Source organism: Rhodococcus sp. NPDC058521, from assembly GCF_042719695.1.
In the GTDB taxonomy this organism is placed as follows: domain Bacteria; phylum Actinomycetota; class Actinomycetes; order Mycobacteriales; family Mycobacteriaceae; genus Rhodococcus_F.
In genome coordinates, this window is record NZ_JBHXNL010000001.1 from 286,031 (window position 1) to 306,022 (window position 19,992).

Consider the following 19,992-nt stretch of genomic DNA (forward strand, 5'->3'; position numbering starts at 1 on the left):
CTCGACCAGAATTCCGACGCGGGCGAAGCACGTCCGGAGTTGGTGGCCGGTCCTCGGCCCGATCGCATTCCGCTGTCGCTCGCTCAGCAACGAATGTGGTTCATCAACCAGTTCGACACCACATCGCCCGCGTACAACCTGCCATTGGCGGTGCGGCTGAAGGGGTCCGTCGATCTCCCGGCGCTCGGCCTGGCCTGGGCCGACGTGGTGGAGCGCCACGAGTCCCTGCGAACCGTGTTCCCCGTCGCAGGCGACGATGCCCACCAGGTGGTGCTGCCGTCCGCCGACGTGGTGTCCGGTCTCACGCCGATCGCCGTGGACGGTGAGGCGGATCTTCGCGATCGTCTGGCGGAGTTCGCGACCGGAGGTTTCGACGTCACCCGAACCGTCCCGATTCGGGTCGGATGCTTCGAGTTGGGCACCGACGAATACGTGCTGATGATGGTGGTGCACCACATCTCCGCGGACGGCGCCTCGCTGGCACCGTTGTTCACGGACTTCATGACGGCTTACGCGGCTCGTGCTGCGGGCGATGAACCCGGTTGGGAGCCGCTGCCGATCCAGTACGCGGACTACTCGCTATGGCAGCGCAAGGCCCTCGGTGACGAGTCCGACTCGACGTCGCTCGTCGCACGACAGTTGGATTACTGGGCGAAAGCCCTCGATGGCGTGCCCGAACTTCTCGAACTGCCCACGGACCGGCCGCGGCCGCCCGTGCAGTCGTTGCGCGGTGCTTCGACCAGTTTCACGATCGATCCGCAGACACATCGAGCACTCCTCGACATCGCCCGAGACACGCATTCGACATTGTTCATGGTCGTCCATGCAGCTCTCGCGGTACTGCTCGAGCGTCTGTCCTCGCAGTCGGACATCGCGATCGGCACGCCGGTCGCGGGACGCGGTGAGGAGGAGCTCGACCGTCTCGTCGGCATGTTCGTCAACACCCTTGTGCTCCGCGCTTCGGTGAACCCGGACGACACGTTCACCGATCTGCTCGCTCAGGTTCGGAAGACCGACCTGGATGCGTTCAGCCACAGTGATGTTCCGTTCGAGCGGTTGGTCGAGGTCTTGGACGTCCCGCGTTCCACGGCGCACCAACCGCTGTTCCAGGTGGCGTTGTCGTTCGACAACAACGAGGACGTCGAGATGGCGTTCCCGGGCCTGGAGATCTCGGCGATGGAGGCGCCACTGGGCGTGGCGAAGTTCGATCTCCAGCTCAGCCTCGGAGAGCGGTTCGAGGATGCGGAGCCTGCCGGGATCGCAGCCCAGTTCGACTACTCCACGGACATCTTCGAGGAGAAGTCGGTACGTACGTTCGCCGACCGTTTCTCGCGAATCCTGACGGCCTTGGCTGCGGACAGCGACCTCGTTCTGGGTGACATCGAGATTCTCGATGCGGGGGAGAAGGCAGCTCTCGCGCCGGTCCGTGGCCGTAGCTCGGTCGACCCGCAGACGTTGCCGGACCTGTTGCGGTCGGGCGTCGACATCGAGCCGAATGCGACCGCGCTCTCGTTCGAGGGACGTGAGCTCAGCTACCGGGAACTCGACGAGCAGTCGAATCGGTTGGCACGAACTCTGATCGATCACGGTGTCGGGCCCGAGAACTATGTCGCACTGGCAATCACGCGGTCCATCGAATCCATCGTCGGTATCTGGGGCATAGCGAAGTCCGGTGCCGCATACATGCCGATCGACCCGAAGCTTCCGGTCGAACGCGTCACCGAGATGCTCGAGGACTCGGGCACCGTCATGGGCCTCACGGTTCGGGCCGTCCACTCGAAGCTGCCGACCACGGTTCCGTGGCTGGTGCTCGGAACCGACGAGGTCGAATCGGAGGTCGCGCAACAGCCTTCCGGCCCGGTCACCGACCTCGACCGGGTTGCGACGCTGTCGGTGGATCATCCCGCCTACCTCATCTACACCTCCGGATCGACGGGCAAGCCCAAGGGTGTCGTCGTCACCCATCGCGGCCTCGCGAACCTGACGGGTGAGGTGCGCGAGCAGTACGTGGTGACGGCGCAGTCGCGCTTCCTGCACGTCGCCTCGCCCAGCTTCGACACCTCCGTCGGTGAGCTGCTCGCCGCATTCAGTGCCGGTGCCACACTTGTCATTTCACCCGCCGATGTGTTCGGCGGCGACGAACTGGCCGACCTCATCCGCCGTGAACAGGTCGACAACGTCGTCATGACGCCCACCGCACTGATGACGGTCGATCCGGAGGGACTCGACTCGGTCAAGTCCGTCGTCGTCGGTGGTGACACCTGCAAGCCAGAACTGGTTGCGAAGTGGGCGCCCGGGCGAGAGATGCGTAACGCCTACGGTCCCACCGAGACCACCGTGATCGTGACGATCACCGACCCGCTAGTCGTCGGTGAGCGCATCACCATCGGTTCGCCGCTTCGTGGCGTCGAATCGCTGGTTCTCGATTCGCGGCTGCGCCCTGTCCCGGTGGGAGTGCCGGGTGAACTCTACATATGTGGACCGTCCGTCACCCGCGGCTACCACAACCGCCCGTCGGTGACGTCGGAGCGGTTCGTCGCCAACCCCTACGGCGAGGCGGGCGCTCGCATGTACCGGACCGGTGACGTGGTGCGGTGGACCGCGGACCATCAGGTCGAGTACGTGGGTCGCTCCGATTTTCAGGTGAAGGTCCGCGGATTCCGCGTCGAACTCGGCGAGATCGATGCGGCTCTGACCGCGCAGCCCGAGGTCGAGTTCGCGGTGACGGTCGGGCATCCCGACCCGGCAGGACAGACCGCGCTCGTCGCCTACGTCGTGCCGACCACAGGCTCTTCGGTCGATGCCGAGGCGCTCCAGACCGTGGTTGCGGAATCACTGCCGCCGTACATGGTGCCCTCAGTCATCGTGGCATTGGACGAGATCCCGCTGACCGCGATCGGCAAGCTCGACCGCAAGCGACTGCCCGAACCCGAGTTCGTCACGGCGAGCACGGAGTTCCGTGCACCGTCGACGCCGACGGAGAAGATGATCGCCGACATCTACGCCGAGGTGCTCGGCACCGATTCGGTGAGTGTGGACGACAGCTTCTTCGACCTCGGCGGCAACTCGCTCAGCGCGACGCGAGTGGTCTCTCGCATCGGCCAGGCAGTCGGCACGCGCGTCGGTGTGCGCGAGCTGTTCGAGGCGCCGTCCGTCGCGGCGCTGGCGCGTCGCGTCGCCGAGATGACCGGCGCAGACAACACCCGTCCTGTGCTGAAGGCGGGTCCGCGACCCGATCGGATCCCGCTCTCCTTGGCACAGTCTCGAATGTGGTTCATCAACCGCTTCGATCCCGACTCCGCGGCATACAACATTCCGATGGCCGTGCGGCTCACCGGCCGATTGGACTCGCAGGCACTGCAGGCCGCGGTGTTCGACGTGGTCGAGCGGCACGAGACCCTGCGCACGGTGTACCCGGATTCCGCGGAAGGCGCCCATCAGGTCGTCCTTCCGATGGAAGGGCTACCGCTCGACGTCTCGCCCGTATGCGTGAGCGAGGACGAGTTGCGAGAGCGACTCGTCGCCATGGCCACCACCGGATTCGACGTCACCGCAGTCGTCCCACCGGTGCGCATCGGACTGTTCGAGCTCGGCGCCGACGACTTCGTGCTCGCCCTGGTCATCCACCACGTATCGACCGACGGTGAATCTCTCGCGCCGTTCGTTCGTGACGTGATGACGGCCTACCTGGCACGAGTCGCCGGAAATGCGCCCGAGTTCGAACCACTGGCCGTGCAGTACGCCGACTACGCAATTTGGCAGCGCGAGCTGCTCGGTAGTGAGGACGATCCGGACAGCCTGCTCACCCAGCAGGTGAACTTCTGGCGCGAGACTCTCGCCGGCGCACCGGATCTGCTCGAACTGCCGTTGGATCACCCGCGTCCGCCGCAGCAGACGCTGCGCGGATCACGGGTCGAGTTCACCGTCGGTTCCGAACTGCATCAGCAGCTCGCGGCCATCGCCAGGGCACACAACGCCAGCGTGTTCATGGTCGTGCATGCAGCCTTCTCCGTGCTCCTCAGTCGTCTGTCCGGGTCCGAGGACATCGCGGTCGGCACACCCATCGCGGGACGTGGCGAGCGCGAGTTGGACGGCGTCGTCGGCATGTTCGTGAACACGCTCGCTCTGCGGGTTCAGGTGGACGGCGGATTGGCGTTCGCAGAGATTCTCGATCGGGCCCGCGAAAGCGATCTGGCCGCCTTCTCGCACGCGGACGTGCCGTTCGAGCGGCTGGTCGAGGTGCTGAACCCCGTGCGCTCGATGGCCCACCACCCGATCTTCCAAGTGGGCTACTCGTTCCAGAACACGACGAAGGCAACTCTCGAGCTGCCGGATCTGACCGTGGCACCGCTCGAGGTCGGCAACGACGCCGCTCAGTTCGATCTGCACCTGATTCTCAGCGACAGTGCCGAAGACCAGGACATGACCGGTGTGTTCACGTTCGCCACCGATCTGTTCGAACAGAAGACCGTGCAGCGGTTCGCGGATGCGTTCGTGCGCGTGCTCGGAGCTGCGGTGGCGGCACCGAATGCTCCGGTCGGTGATCTTCCGTTGCTGGACGCCGAAGACCACGCCCTCGTCGTCGATCGTTGGAACGCGACCGAACACGACCTGCCGGAAGCGACGCTGCCGGACCTGTTCGACGCCGCCGTCGCGGCTGCGCCGGAAGCACCGGCCATCGTTTTCGAAGGCCAGCGCCTGACCTACCGCGAGTTCGACACGCGGGTCAACCGTCTCGCCCGCTACCTGGTCTCGATACAGGTGGGCCCGGAGACGATCGTCGGTCTCGCGCTTCACCGTTCGGTGGATCTCCTCGTCGCGATGTATGCGGTCGCAAAGACCGGTGGCGCGTACCTGCCGATCGATCCGGATCATCCGGCCGAGCGCACCGCATACGTTCTCGAGAGTGCGCAGCCGGTGTGCGTGCTCGCCACCTCGCAGGTCGCTTCGGCCCTGCCGGGCGGCGCGCAGACGGTCACCCTGGACGAACTCGATCTCACCGGGTTCGACGATGCGCCGATGACCGCAGGGGAGCGAATTTCTCCGCTGCGCCCGGACAACACCGCCTACGTCATCTACACGTCGGGTTCGACCGGACGCCCCAAGGGCGTAGCGGTTCCGCACGCCGCGATCACCAACCAGCTCCGCTGGAAGCAGGGCCAGTACCCTCTCGCCGGGGACGACGCGGTGCTCCTCAAGACCCCCGCGACGTTCGACCTTTCGGTCTGGGAGTTCTGGTGGGCTCTCACCGCAGGCGCACGACTCGTCGTCGCCACGCCCGACGGTCACAAGGATCCGGCGTATCTGGCGAACCTGATCGAGAACGAGTCGGTGACGACTCTGCACTTCGTGCCGTCGCTGCTGTCGGCGTTCCTGTCGGTTGCGCAGCCGCAGCAGATCGAGTCGGTCAGGCGGGTTCTGTGCATCGGTGAGGCACTGCCCGCCGACGTCGTCAACCGGTTCCGCGCGGTCAGCGGCGCCGAAATTCACAACCTGTACGGACCCACCGAGGCTGCCGTCAGCGTCACGTACTACGAGTGCGGCGACGAGATCGCCGGTTCGGTCGCCATCGGCCGGCCCGAATGGAACACCCGCACCTACGTTCTCGACACCAGGCTGCACCCGGTTCCCGTAGGAGTTACAGGTGAGCTGTATCTCGCGGGTGACCAGTTGGCACGGGGATACTTCGGCCGGTTCGACCTCTCCGCCGAGCGATTCGTCGCAGACCCCTTCGGTAGTGGCGATCGCATGTACCGCACCGGTGACCTCGTTCGGTGGAATCGCGACGGCGACCTCGACTACATGGGTCGCAGCGACTTCCAGGTCAAGGTTCGTGGATTCCGCATCGAGCTCGGTGAGGTCGAACGCGCCCTCGTCGCGCATCCGTCCGTTGCACAGGCAGTTGCGGTCGTTCACAGCGACCGGCACACCGGCGACCAGCTCGTCGCCTACCTGGTCGCGGAGTCGGATTCGACGCTGGACCTGCGCGACGTCGCGTCGTTCGCAGGCAAGTCGGTCCCCGGTTACATGGTGCCCGCCGCACTGATCCCGCTCGACGAACTGCCGCTCAACATCAACGGCAAGATCGACCGCAAGGCGTTGCCGGAACCCGAGTTCGGCACGACGGGAGAGCATTACAAGGCGCCGCGCACGCCGGTGGAGGAGATCGTCGCATCGATCTTCGAGGACGTGCTCGGTCGTGAGCGGATCAGCGTCGACGACAGCTTCTTCGACCTGGGTGGCAACTCGCTGATCGCCACCCGTGTCGTCGCTAGGGTGAACTCTGCCCTCGACGCGACGATCGGTGTCCGTGAACTCTTCGAGGCACCGACTGTCGCCGCGCTCGCGACCCGGGCCGAGCAGTCGTCGTCCGAGTCGGTTACGCGTCCGCCGCTGGTTGCTCAGCGACGGCCCGCGCGAATCCCGCTCTCGCCGGCGCAGTCTCGCATGTGGTTCATCAACCAGTTCGACAAGGCCTCGGCCGCGTACAACATTCCGCTCGCCATCAGGTTGAGTGGCGACCTGGACGTCGATGCTCTGCGCGGTGCGCTCAGCGACGTCGTCGAACGTCACGAGACTCTGCGCACGACGTATCCGGACAACGGGTCCGGCCCGGAACAGGTCGTCGTGTCCCGTGTGGACGCGCCGATCGAGCTGCTCACCGAGAACGTCGCGGACGAGCAGGAGATGCAGGCCAGGGTTGTCGAGCTCGTCACGCGCGGGTTCGACGTCGCCGCCGAGATTCCGGTGCGTGCAGGACTGCTGCGGTTGTCCGATTCGGAACATGTGCTGGTCATCGTGATCCACCACATTTCCGGCGACGGTGCGTCGACCGCCCCGCTCGCGCGTGACGTCGTCGTCGCCTACAGCGCGCACGTGGCGGGAACCGAACCAGGTTGGGCTCCGCTCGAGGTCCAGTACGCCGACTTCTCGCTGTGGCAGCACGAACTGCTGGGTGACGAGAAGGATCCGGAGTCGCTGTCGGCGAAGCAGATCGGATACTGGCAGAAGACTCTCGCCGGTCTGCCCGACGTGTTGCCGTTGCCGACCGATCGCCCGCGTCCGCAGTCGCAGTCGCTGCGCGGCGCCAACTTCGAGTTCGAGATCGATGCGGACCTCAGAACGCACCTCACCGACCTCGCTCGCGAGAACAACGCCTCGTTGTTCATGGTGGCGCATGCGGCACTCGCCGTACTGCTCGCGCGTCTGAGCGCAACCGACGACATCGCGATCGGCACCGCCATCGAAGGCCGTGGCGAGTCCGCGCTCGACGACATCGTCGGCATGTTCGTCAACACGCTCGTCCTGCGTACCCAGGTCGACCCGGACGTTCGTTTCGCCGATCTGCTCGCATCCGTGCGCCACGACGACCTCGGAGCGTTCACGCACAAGGACGTCCCGTTCGAGCGTCTCGTCGAGATCCTGCAGCCGGAGCGATCTACGGCGTTCACCCCGTTGTTCCAGGTGGCGTTGGCGTTCCAGAACGTCGAGCAGGCGCACCTCGAACTTCCGGGCCTGACGATCCAGGGACTCGACGGTGGCGTGAGTTCGTCCAAGTTCGATCTCCAGCTCACGCTCGCCGATCAGAGCGACCCCGACCGGGGTGAGCACATGCGAGGCGTGTTCACCTACGCGACGGATCTGTTCGACGAGGAAACGATCGCCGGATTCGCCGATCGCTTCCGGTGGATCCTGCGTGCCGTCACAGCCGATGCGTCCGTGGCCGTCGCCGACATCGACATCCTCTCCGCCGACGAGCGTCGCGTGCTGACACCGGTGCTCGGTGCCGAGACCGCGACCCCTGCCACGCTGGTTCAGATTCTCGAATCGGCAGCCGCGCAGGACCCCTCGGCGACGGCAATCGTGTGTGGCGACGAGATCGTCACCTACGGCGAGCTCGACGAGCGGTCGAACCGGTTGGCACGCGTGCTGATCGATCGTGGCGTGGGTTCGGACGACTTCGTCGCGTTGGCACTGACACGATCCGTCGAGTCGGTGCTGTCGATCTGGGCCGTTGCCAGGACCGGTGCCGCGTTCGTGCCCGTCGACCCGAGCTACCCGTACGAACGAATCCTGCACATGGTGACGGATTCGGCTGTGGCACTGGGCCTCGTCACCATGCCCCATGTGGCGGACCTCCCGGACACGGTGAACTGGCTGGTTCTCGACGATCCGGAGTTCGCCGACGTGTGCGCCAAGGCTTCCGGCGACGCCATCACCGAAGACGAGCGGCTACGTCCGATCCGGCTCACCGATGCGGCGTACGTCATCTACACATCCGGCTCGACCGGTATGCCCAAGGGCGTCGTGGTGACACACGCCGGTCTTTCGAACGTGACCACCGAGCAGCGTGAGCGGCTCGGCGTCACCCCGCAGTCCCGGGTTCTGCATTTCGCGTCGCCGAGCTTCGACGCCTCGGTGTTCGAACTGCTCTTCGCCGTGGCAGCCGGTTCGACGATGGTGATCGCGTCCGGATTGGTCTACGGCGGTGAAGAACTGGCGCGCCTGCTACGGGAACAGCAGGTCACTCACGCCTTCATCACCCCGGCGGCCCTCACCACCGTCGACCCGGCCGGACTCGAGAACATCGAGGTCCTGTCGGTCGCCGGCGAGGCCTGCCCACCCGAACTCATGGCGCGTTGGGCGCCCGGACGGCGGATGTACAACCTGTACGGACCGTCGGAGGCAACGATCTGGAGCACCTCCAGCACACCGATGCAGGCCGGAAAGCCGGTCACCATCGGCGGTCCCACGAGAGGCGTGGACGTCGTCGTTCTCGACTCGAGGTTGGCGCCGGTGCCGGTGGGTGTGCCGGGTGAGCTGTACGTGTCCGGGCCCAGCGTTGCACGCGGCTACCACAACAGGTTCGGGCTGACGGCCGAGCGATTCGTCGCCAACCCGTTCGGCGGACCGGGGGAGCGGCTGTACCGCACAGGTGACGTGGTCCGGTGGGTGACCGACGGAGACGAACTCGTTCTCGACTACGTCGGCCGTAGCGACTTCCAGGTCAAGGTCCGCGGGTTCCGTATCGAACTCGGGGAGATCGACGCGGAACTCGGTCGGCATCCTTCGGTCGACTTCGCGGTCACCATGGGCCATCACCGCGAGAAGACCGGGCAGACCGTCCTCGTCTCGTACGTTCTGCCGGCGGCCGGTGAGACGATCGACGTCGCACAGTTGTCGTCCTTCGTGGCCGAGACACTGCCCGGATACATGGTGCCGTCCTCGATCATGCCGATCACCGAGGTTCCGATGACGCCGGCGGGCAAGCTCGACCGCAAGGCGCTGCCCGAGCCGCAGTTCGTGTCGATGTCCTCGGATTTCCGGGCTCCGTCCGGTCCGATGGAGGATGCCATCGCCTCGGTGTTCGCCGAGGTTCTCGGTGTCGATCGGGTGAGTGTCGACGACTCCTTCTTCGAACTCGGTGGCGACAGCATCGTGTCGATCCAGCTGACCACGCGGGCCAAGGCGGCCGGTGTGTTGTTCGCTGCGCGCGACGTGTTCGAACGCAAGACGGTGGCTGCGCTCGCCGAAGTCGCTGTGTGGACGTCGGATTCGGAAGCCGTCACCCTCGAAGAGCTGCCGGGCGGCGGTGTGGGTCCGGTCCCGTTGACCCCGATCGCACACTGGTTGCTCGACACGGCGGGTAGTTTCGACCGGTTCTCGCAGGCGGTGCTTCTCACGTTGCCGGTGGAGGTTACCCGCGAGGACGTGGTCACCACCGTGGACGCGGTGCTCGCACAACACGATGTGCTGCGTTCGCGGCTGACCGGTTCGGGTAAGGACCGGGTGTTCGAAACGCTGCCCGTCGAAGAAGCCTTCGGTGCGGAGGATCTTCTCGAACGCATCGAGATCACCGATCTCCCAGGAACGCCCGAGTTCGCCGAACTCGGACGCGAAGCCATGAACCGCGCCGCCGACCGTCTCGATCCGGCGACCGGACGCATGATGCAGTTCGTCTGGTTCGATCCCGCTTCGCCGACGGACGGCACGGGCGGTCGACTGCTCGTGCTCGCTCATCACCTCGTCGTGGACGGTGTCTCCTGGCGAATCCTGGTGCCCGACTTCGTCACCGCAGGTTCACAGGTGGCGAACGGTGAGGTGCCCCAGCTCCAGGCGACCGGTTCGTCGATGCGGGCATGGGCGAACGGCCTCGTCGAAGAAGCGCGATCGGAGCATCGGGTTGCCGAACTCGAATTCTGGCAACGGGCTCTCGCGGGAGACGATCTCCTCCTCGGCTCGCGGGCGCTCGACCCGAAGCGGGACGTCGTGTCGACCACTTCGCGCACGAGCATCACGTTCTCGACCGAACTGACCGACGCACTTCTGACGCAGGTGCCGGAGGTCGTGCAGGGCGGGGTCAACGACGGACTGTTGACGGCGCTCGCTCTCGCAGTGTCGTGGTGGCGTGCAGGACGTGGCATCGCGGACAGCTCGGTCCTGATCAACCTCGAAGGCCACGGCCGTGAGGAAGAGACGGTTCCGGGTGCGGATCTCGCGCGCACGGTCGGCTGGTTCACCACGCTGTTCCCCGTCCGGCTCGATGTCGGACGGGCAGACCTCGACGACGCCTTCCGCGCCGGTCCCGGTGCCGGTATCGCACTGAAGGCCGTCAAGGAACAGTTGCTGGCGATCCCGGACCACGGCATCGGATACGGACTGCTCCGCTACCTCAACGAGGAGACCGGGCCGGTTCTCGGCAAGCTTCCGACCCCACAGATCGGCTTCAACTACCTCGGTAAGGCCGGGGCGGTCGAGGTGCCGGAAGAACTGCGTGCTCTCGGCTGGATGCCGGATTCCGACAGCGGTGAGTTCGGCGGCGCGATGGACGACGACATGGTGGCCCCGGCAGTCCTGAGCATCAACGCGGTGACCTCGGATACGGCCTCCGGACCGGAGCTGTCCGCGAGCTTCGCGTTCGCCACCGACATCCTCGGTGCGGACGAGGTGAACGAGCTGGTTCGGTTGTGGCACACCGCCGCAGCTGCTCTGGCTGAGTACGCCACCACTCCGGGCAGCGGTGGTCTCACCCCGTCGGACGTCCCACTCGTCTCGATCGGACAGTGCGAGCTCGAGGCCCTCGAGGGTCGCTACCAGGGTGTGAGCGACGTGTGGCCGCTCGCACCGCTGCAGTCCGGCATGTACTTCCACTCGGTGCTCGCAGCGGAATCGGTCGACGTCTACACCGCTCAGGTCGTGCTGGAGCTGGCGGGCACGGTGGACGCCCAACGGCTCCGAGCCGCTGCGAACGGGTTGGTTGCAAGACACTCCAACCTGCGGACCGCGTTCGTACAGAACGAAGCGGGTGCGCCCATCCAGGTCGTGCTCGACGACGTCGACGTGCCGTGGCAGGAGGTCGATCTGCGGTCGCTGACCGACGCCGAGCGAGAGGACGAGATTCGCCGGCTTCTCGCCGAGCACCGCACGGCTCGTTTCGACATGGCCGAGCCGCCGCTCATGCGGTTCCTCCTGGCGAGGGTTGGTACGGACGAGTACCGCTTCTCGATCAGCAACCACCACATCCTTCTCGACGGCTGGTCGATGCCACTGCTGATGAAGGACCTGTTGGTCCTGTACGCGACACACGGCGACGCCACCCACCTGCCTCGGGTACGCGGATACCGTGACTTCCTGAGCTGGCTTGCAGACCGGGATGCTCCGGTGTCCAGAAACGCCTGGGCACAGGCACTCTCGGGTCTGGGGTCGCCGACCGTCGTTGCCCCCGCGCCTGCCCCGAGCAGTACGGACCGTCCCAAGCCGATCAAGTACTCGGTACAGGTGGGGCAAACGGTCAGTGAGGAACTGGCCCGCGTTGCCCGCGATCGCGGCGTCACGATGAACACCATCGTGCAGGGTGCCTGGGGCCTACTCCTGTCCCGGATGACGGGCTCCGACGACGTCGTGTTCGGCGCCACGGTGTCGGGTCGTCCACCGGAGGTCACCGGCATCGAGTCGATGATCGGTCTGTTCATCAACACGCTTCCGATCCGGGTCCGGATCGATCCGAACGAGTCGATGGTCGGTCTGCTCGAGCGGCTGCAGGCCGAGCAGTCCGCACTGCTCGACCACCACCACGTCGGGCTTCCGGAGATCCAGCAGATCGCCGGAATCGGCGGGTTGTTCGACACCTTGACGATCTTCGAGTCGTACCCGATCGACCGCGCCGGACTCACCGAGAGCAGTGACATCGACGGACTGCGAGTGTCCGGCGTGTCGATCGCCGACGAGTCGCACTACCCGTTGACGCTGCTGGCGCAGTCGGATTCGGAAGTGTCGTTGGTGCTCGAATACCTCCCGGACGTGTTCGATCGTCAGACGATCGAACGGATCGGAGCGCGGCTCGAGAAGGTCCTGAACACCATCGCGGAGGGCAGTTCGACCCTCGTCGGTCACCTGGATCTTCTGACCGCAGCCGAACGCGGCCTGGTCGTCGACGAATGGAACGACACTCATCACGACGTGCCGGGGAAGACGGTCCCGGACCTGTTCTACGCGCAGGTCGCGCGCACCCCGACGGCCACAGCCGTGGTCGCGGACGGTGTGGAGTTGACGTACGCAGAGTTCGCGGACCGGGTGAACCGACTGGCTCGACACCTGATTTCGATCGGGGTCGGCCCCGACATGGTGGTGGGCGTTGCGATGCCCCGTTCGGTCGAAATGGTGGTCGCTCTGTACGCGATTCTCGAGGCCGGCGGCGCCTACGTGCCCATCGATCCGGAGCACCCACGCGAACGCATCGAGTACGTGGTGGCCAGTGCGAAGCCGGCGTGCATCATGACCGCGGACGAGGAGTTCTCGGTGGGGGACACCCCGGTGCTGCGCCTGGGCGACTTCCGAGCGAAATCGTTCGCAGGCGCGCCTCTGCAGCCGGACGAGCGACTGAGCGAGCTGAGCACGGACAACCTCGCCTACACGCTCTACACGTCCGGATCGACCGGGCGCCCCAAGGGTGTGCAGATCACGCACCGTGCACTGGTCAACCAGCTGGCCTGGCTGCGCGAAGAGTACGAGATCGGTGCGCAGGACGTGCTTCTGCAGAAGACACCGTTCACATTCGACGCCTCGGTGTGGGAACTGTTCCTGCCCTTGACCGTCGGTGCGAGGCTCGTGGTGGCAGGCCCGGACGGTCACCGCGACCCCGGACACATGGCGGAACTCGTTTCCGCCCGGTCGGTCACGATCATCCAGTTCGTTCCGACTGTTCTCGACATGTTCCTCGATGTCGCGGATCCGCAGCGGTGTGGATCGTTGCGCTACGTGTTCGCCGGTGGTGAGGCACTACCGCAAGTGACTGCAGGACGGGTCGAGAAGCTCGGCGGTGCCAAGCTGGTCAACCTGTACGGCCCCACGGAGTCGACGATCAACTCGACCGCGTACACCGTGGACTCCGGTGAAGCACACACCATTGCGCCGATCGGTTCACCGGCGTGGAACACCCGCGCGTTCGTTCTCGACGGACGCCTGAACCCGGCACCGGTCGGCGTTCCGGGCGAGCTGTACCTGGCAGGCACGCAGTTGGCACGTGGCTACGTCGGTGGCCCCGGGGCGAGTGCGGATCGGTTCGTGGCCAACCCGTTCGCCGCAGACGGGTCACGTATGTACCGCACCGGCGACCTCGTGTTCTGGAACGAGAACGGTGCACTCGAGTTCGTGGGCCGTACGGACTTCCAGGTGAAGATCCGAGGCCTGCGTATCGAACTCGGTGAGATCGAGTCGGCGCTGGCGCGGCACGAGGACGTGTCGAAGGCCGCCGTGATCGTGCACGAGAGCGAGGTCGGTTCGCGATTGGCCGCCTACGTGGTGCCGCAGCCGGGTGCATCTACGGACGTGACCGAGCTCGGCGAGTTCGCTGCAAAGTCGTTGCCCGAGTACATGGTTCCGGATGCGATCGTCGTGCTGAGTTCCCTCCCCACGGGGACCAGCGGCAAACTCGATCGGCGGGCACTTCCGGTTCCCGAGTTCGCGGCGACCACCGAGTTCCGGGAACCGCGCACGGCAACGGAAACCACCCTTGCGGCGCTGTTCGCAGATCTCCTCGGACGCGATCGTGTCGGCATCGACGACTCGTTCTTCGAATTGGGTGGCGACAGCATCGTGTCCATCCAGCTCGTGGCTCGGGCGCGAGCCGAGGGAATCCACTTCACTGCGCGGGACGTGTTCGAGCGCCGCACGGTTGCTCAGCTGGCCGCAACGGTGGAATCGGGTGACGTCGCGACCCTCGAGGAGTACTCGGACGGCGGAGTCGGAATCGTTCCGCTCACCCCGATCGCTGCGAAGATGGTGGAGCGCGGCGGTGACTACAACCGCTTCGTGATGCCGATGACCCTGGTGTTGCCCGAAGGTATCGATCGCACGCAGATCGTGGAGACGATAACCGCGGTGGTCGACACTCACGACGTGTTCCGCTCGACGCTGATGGACACGGACCGGGGCCTGCAACTCGAGATCGCGCCGGCCGGATCGGCGTCCGTGGATCGTTGGATTCACCATGCGCAGTTCGATCCAGCGGCCGAGTCGGGGCCGGAATCGCTCGCCGAGGTGATCAAGGTCGAGTTCGGGAAGGCTCTCGAGACTCTCGATCCCCGTGCCGGTGACATGCTGCGGTTCGTCTGGCTCGACCCGGCTGACCCGTCGGTACGCGGACGACTCGTCGTGGTCCCGCATCACCTCGTGGTCGACTCCGTGTCCTGGCGAACGTTGGTACCGGATTTCGCGATCGCCGGTGCACAGGTCGCCGAAGGGTCGGCGCCTTCGCTGCAGCCCATCGGTACATCGCTTCGGCGGTGGACGGACGGATTGATCGAGGCGGCTCAGCTCCCCGAACGGGTTGCCGAGCTGGATCTGTGGCGCGGCATTCTCGACGAGCCGGACCCGTTGCTCGGTTCGCGTCCGCTCGATCTCGACGTCGACGTGTTCCACACGCTCACACGCACCCGGGTGGACGTGCCCGTGCAGGTCACCGAGGCTCTTCTCGGTGATGTGCCGAGGGCACTGGGTGGCGACATCGGTGACGTGCTCGGCGCAGCGCTGGCCATGGCGGTCACGGAGTGGCGTCGAGCCCGCGGAGTCGATCACGCGGCCACGCTGGTGACCCTGGAAGGCCACGGTCGTGAGGAGTCCGTCGTACCCGGTTCGGACCTTTCGCGCACGGTTGGTTGGTTCACGACGATGTACCCGGCGCGGCTCGATCTGACCGGTATCGACGTGTCGGACGCGCTGATGGGTGGTACGTCCGCGGTCGATGCGGTACATGCCGTCCGCGATCAGTTGTCCGCGATTCCGGACAAGGGCATCGGTTACGGCATGCTGCGGTACCTCAACGAGGACACCGCACCTGCCATGCGGGAGTGGGCCGAGCCGCAGATCGTCTTCAACTACATAGGCCGGGTCAGTGCCGAGGAGATTCCCGAAGGCCTCCGCGAGCTGGGGTGGATACCTGTCCTCGACTCACCGGAACTCGGTGGTGCGGACAAGAGTGCCCTCCCGGCTCAGGCCGTGCTCGACATCCAGTCGGTCGTCGCGGATACCGCGGAAGGCAGGCAGTTGTCGGCCTTCATGGGCTTCCCGTCGTCGATCCTGGCGAAGAGTGACGTCGACGAGTTCGCGGCATTGTGGATCACGGCGCTGACGGCACTCGTGGCGACCGGCGAAGACCTCTAGGGAGGCTCGACCAAGCGGTCGGGGGTTCAGGACCAGTCGAATTCGATCAGGTCGTGAACCCCCAACTGCGTGCACAGTCTTTCGATTCCGCTGAAGTCCTGGACCAGCCGCCGGCGGTCGCTCGCATGCGAGACGTCGTCGATCAATGCCCGACCGCGCGGGACCCCTTCGAGATTGACGATGGCACGCCACACCGTGAAGTCGTTGCTGCTGAACGTGTTCATCGCTTCGGCCAGACCGTTCAGATAGTGGCGTTGCTCCGAGGCGTTCAAGGAGTCGTACACGATCTCGGCTATGTCGTCGGTGATCGCGGCATGAGCACGCTCGTCCCTGTTGTGGACGCGCACGGTGGCCCGGTTGACGGGCTGCACCTCCGGGTCGTCCGAGATGAGATCCAGGTATGCACTGATCGAGATCTCGGCCACCGTCGTGTAGGCGAAAGTGGAGAGTGCCCGCAGTCTCGGGTCGACCTCGGCAAGCGTCGTGCGGCGCTGTGTACGCACCGTGTGCACCTCGGGCAGCGCATTGTTCGGCATCGCCCATCCCCGTCTGCGTCGCATCACGGCGCTGGCGTTGAGATGCATCAGGGTGTGGTACTGCTCGTCGACCATCGCCTGGTGAACCGCAACCGACACGGAGTCGCCGATTCCGGAGTCGAGACCGTCGTGTGCGATCAGATCGAACCCGGGATTGACCACATACTCCTCGATGTCCATCACGTTCTTGTTGAAGGCAATCCACGCCCACGACCGGAGTCGATCCTTGAGGTGCTCGTCCAACTCGACGAACCCGTCGTGGTCGGCGAAGGGGAGAAGGGCGTCGGGGTAGTCGGTCTTGTCGAGATCGAAGAGTGCGTCCAAGTCGGGTTCGGCCTTCTTCACCGCAGCGCGACGGCTCCACGATCGTGCGAGTCCCCGGACCACGGCGGTTTCCGCCGCGTTGCCCTGTTCGGCGACGATCATGTCTCGTCCTTTCTCCGCAGATCGGCGAACAACTGCCCGCACAGGTCCCGGAATGCATCCGCGTGCGCACCCAACGCCGACGATGCCCTCGTCATCAGCGCCGCGAACGTCTCCTCGTCACCTCCCTCGACGGTGTCGTCGAGGAGTGCCAACGCATCCGCGAGTCGGCGCCGTGCGTCCGGTGCTGCGGGATTACCCGCTTGCACGTCCCAGTACACCTCGGGAGTTCCGCCGGTCACCCGGGCGAGCAGTGCAAGCGACGTCAGATGTGGAGGCGTGCCCAGAGCGGCCAGTTCGGATCCGTTCGCACCGGCATCGGCGAGGGCGAGACCGAACGCAAGGATCGACGCATGGGTGAGGGCCTGCGTGAGGGCCGTGAGTTCGTCGTGCTCACCCGCAGCCAGCGGAGTGACCACGGCGCCAGTGGACTCGAGGGTCCTCACGGTGGCGTCCACACCCGGTCCAGGGCGATAAGTCACCGCCGCGATGGGCCGACCTTTCGGGTCCAGCGACGGAGCGAACATCGGGTTGACACCGAGTGCGGCGCACGAGAGTTCGGATGCGCCGACCGCATCGGCGAACCGAGACTTCACCGACAGGGTGTCGACCAGAACGGCATCGGCATCGAGCAGATCGGCAATCCGCGGCAGGGCGGCGACCGCGACCGTCTCCGGCACCGCGAGGAGGACGGTGGCAGCCGAGCGAAGAAGTTCCCGCAGGGCGGGTCCGGGCGCGGTGATGTCACCGTGAACGTATCGCCCGACCGTTTCGGGGTCTGTTCGATCGACCACGACGACGTTCGCCCCGGTACAACGGTACAGGTCCGCCAGCATGGTCCCCACCGCACCGGCACCACCGACGACGACCGTCGGCTTTCGCTCGGCAACGGGGGCCACCGTCACGCCCCGAATTCGCCTGGGCGTTCCGCTGACACCGAGACCGCTCGGAGCATGGTTGCGGCCTTCACCATCGCTTCGTCGAACTCTTCCTCGGGATCGGACAGTGCCGTGATGGCGCCGCCGATTCCGAACGTCACCTCGGTGTCGGTCGCGACGATCGTCCGAATGACGATCGACAGATCGGCCGTCCCGGTGAGCGAGAAGTATCCGATCGTCCCCGAATACACACCACGCGGGCCCTCTTCGAGCCGGTCGATGATCTCCATCGTCCGAACCTTGGGTGCACCGGTCATCGAACCCCCGGGAAACGCCGAGCGCACGCAATCGACCGCCGACGAATCGGGGCTGAGCGTGCCACGCACGGTCGAGACCAGTTGGTGCACGGCCGCATACGTTTCGACGTCGAACAGTGAAGGAACGTGCACCGAGCCCGGCACGCACACGTGCGCGAGGTCGTTGCGGGTGAGATCGACGATCATCAGGTTCTCGGCGCGGTCCTTCTCGCTGTCGAGAAGATCCTGACGAAGTGCAGCGTCCTCGGCGGGTGTCGCGCCGCGCGGTCTGGTGCCCTTGATCGGCTTCGATTCGACGATGCGGTCGGCGCCGATCCGAAGGAACCGTTCGGGAGAGGCACTCAACACTGACAGTCCGGAGAAATCGAGGAAAGCGCTGTACGGGGTGGGGCTGATCGTGCGCAGGTGTTCGAACGTGGGCAGCGGGTCGATCGCTCTCCCGACTCGCGCCATGTTGGTCAGGCACACTTCGTACGATTCACCCGCTCGGATCTCGGCGAGCGACTGCCCGATCCGATCCAGGTATGCATCGTGGTCGTGGCGCAGTTCGAGTTCCGCGTATTCGACGTTCCGGATGACCGGGGCATTCTCGGGGCCCGGATCCGGCTCGGCGAGCAGGCGCAACGAGTGCTCCGTCTCGGACAGCCAGCGCTGCATTTCCGGGTCGTCGGCGTAGTCGCTCAGACACAGGGCATACGAGCAGTCGGTGGTGTGGTCGATGACGACGGCCCGGTCCGCGAACACGAACGCCGCATCCGGGGTGCTCGCGGAGTGCGTTCGACGCCCACCCGTGTGGGCCTTCAATTCGTAACCGAGGAAGCCGACGTACCCCAATCCGAACGGCAGGCCAGGCATTCCCGGCACCGCGCGGGCCTGTAGCTGTCGTTCGAGGTAGTCGAAAATCGACGTGTGGACCTGCTCGACCGGTAGCCCTTCACGGGTGATCTGCACGGTCGCTTCGTCCACGTCGTACGTGATGTACTCGGCTCGTGGGCCCCCGGAATTTCCCATGATGCTGAATCGCGATTCCGGATCGGACGCCGACGTGCCGTCCAGCCAGAAGGCATTGGGGCCGCTCGCGAACAGGCGCTCGAACGCCGCGCTCGGATCCACCTCGTGATCGACCCGAACCCGCGAGACCACATACGGCGGATGCCTGAGCGGAATCCGGATCGTGGACCGCGGCGATGCGCCGCCGCGAGCCGTGGGAGTCAGATCCCGGAAATTGGCGAGCAACTCCCTCCCGTACGCGGTGCTGATCGATTCCGGATGGAACTGCACACCCCACAGTGGCCGTGTTCGGTGCCGAACCCCCATGAGCAGTCCGTCGGTGGTCCAGGCGGTGGCTTCGAGTTCGTCCGGCAGTTTGTCCGCGATGAGGGAGTGATATCGCACGGCAGGGAACGGGGACGGAACGCCGGCGAACACGTCCGAACCGTCGTGCTCGACCATCGCCACTCGGCCGTGCATCGGCGCGGGTGCGAGTCCCACCTCGGCACCGAACGTCTCACATACTCCTTGGTGGCCGAGGCACACCCCCAGCACCGGAAGCGCGGAGTCGGTGATGGCCCGGCGGCTTATCCCGAAATCACGTACGCGATCGGGGCGCCCGGGCCCCGGGGAGATGACGATGTTGTCGTACCGGTCCCAATCGATCGACTCCCACGAAACGTCGTTGTGCACGACGGTAGGCGGCTCTCCGTTCACCTCGGCCAACAACGTGAACAGGTTGTAGGTGAAGGAGTCGTAATTGTCGATCAGCAGGGTCCTGGTGTTCATACGGCTACTCACTGCGGCTCGTTCGGAGAGTCGATGATCTGTTCCTCCAAGCGGCATGTTTCGGCGATCAGGATGTCGTACAGGGCGTCGAAGAATTCCGGTGAGAGATCGTTACGAAGGGCGAAGTCTCGCGCACGTTCGTGCACCTGCTCCATGCGCTTCGGCTGAACCACCGCGATGTCGGCCACGCTCTTGAGATGCCCGATCCGGGAACAGAGGTCGAGACGTTCTCGGACCGCGTCGAGCAGGCGCGAGTCGACCGCATCGAGTTCCGATCGAAGTCGCTCGAGTTCTCGTCTCGCCGCGTCGCGCGTCCCTGCGCGGTTGCTGTTCGGCTCTTCTACGGAGATGTACATTATCGCCCCACTGTTCGACGTCGGCCGAGCGATGCTCGGAAGT

Annotated in this window: 5 protein-coding genes (1 of these 5 running past the window's edge); 1 reads left to right on the top strand and 4 read right to left on the bottom strand. The window is 65.6% G+C overall.

What is annotated here, in order from left to right; all coding sequences use genetic code 11:
* A protein-coding gene (locus ACFWO3_RS01305) for a non-ribosomal peptide synthase/polyketide synthase (protein ID WP_378572903.1) crosses the window boundary here: on the top strand, positions 1–15,660 show its 3' end. 18,150 nt of this gene lie to the left of the window's left edge; only the last 15,660 of its 33,810 coding nucleotides appear in the window; its start codon lies off the left edge, out of view; its stop codon occupies positions 15,658–15,660.
* Positions 15,661–15,686: 26 nt separating this feature from the next.
* On the opposite strand, the gene ACFWO3_RS01310 is transcribed toward ACFWO3_RS01305, so the two are convergent.
* From ACFWO3_RS01310 to ACFWO3_RS01325, 4 genes are read right to left on the bottom strand one after another with little or no spacing between them, the layout of a single operon-like run.
* The gene (locus ACFWO3_RS01310) at positions 15,687–16,622 is read right to left on the bottom strand and encodes a diiron oxygenase (protein ID WP_378572905.1); all 936 of its coding nucleotides are present in this window, start codon (positions 16,620–16,622) and stop codon (positions 15,687–15,689) included.
* A complete protein-coding gene (locus ACFWO3_RS01315) occupies positions 16,619–17,524 on the bottom strand; it encodes a prephenate dehydrogenase/arogenate dehydrogenase family protein (protein WP_378572907.1) in 906 nt (301 codons plus the stop codon). The genes ACFWO3_RS01310 and ACFWO3_RS01315 overlap by 4 nt, the downstream gene beginning before the upstream one ends.
* Positions 17,521–19,593: an aminodeoxychorismate synthase component I gene (pabB, locus tag ACFWO3_RS01320; protein WP_378572909.1), complete on the bottom strand. Its 2,073-nt coding sequence runs from the start codon at positions 19,591–19,593 to the stop codon at positions 17,521–17,523. The genes ACFWO3_RS01315 and pabB overlap by 4 nt, the downstream gene beginning before the upstream one ends.
* 8 nt (positions 19,594–19,601) lie before the next feature.
* Positions 19,602–19,949: a chorismate mutase gene (locus ACFWO3_RS01325; protein WP_378572911.1), complete on the bottom strand. Its 348-nt coding sequence runs from the start codon at positions 19,947–19,949 to the stop codon at positions 19,602–19,604.
* Positions 19,950–19,992 lie beyond the last annotated feature (43 nt).

What these genes read in the sequence shown, in the direction of transcription:
- ACFWO3_RS01325 (WP_378572911.1), bottom strand. Translation starts at nt 19,949, where the DNA reads ATGTACATCTCCGTAGAAGAGCCGAACAGCAACCGCGCAGGGACGCGC.
- pabB (WP_378572909.1), bottom strand. Translation starts at nt 19,593, where the DNA reads ATGAACACCAGGACCCTGCTGATCGACAATTACGACTCCTTCACCTAC.
- ACFWO3_RS01310 (WP_378572905.1), bottom strand. Translation starts at nt 16,622, where the DNA reads ATGATCGTCGCCGAACAGGGCAACGCGGCGGAAACCGCCGTGGTCCGG.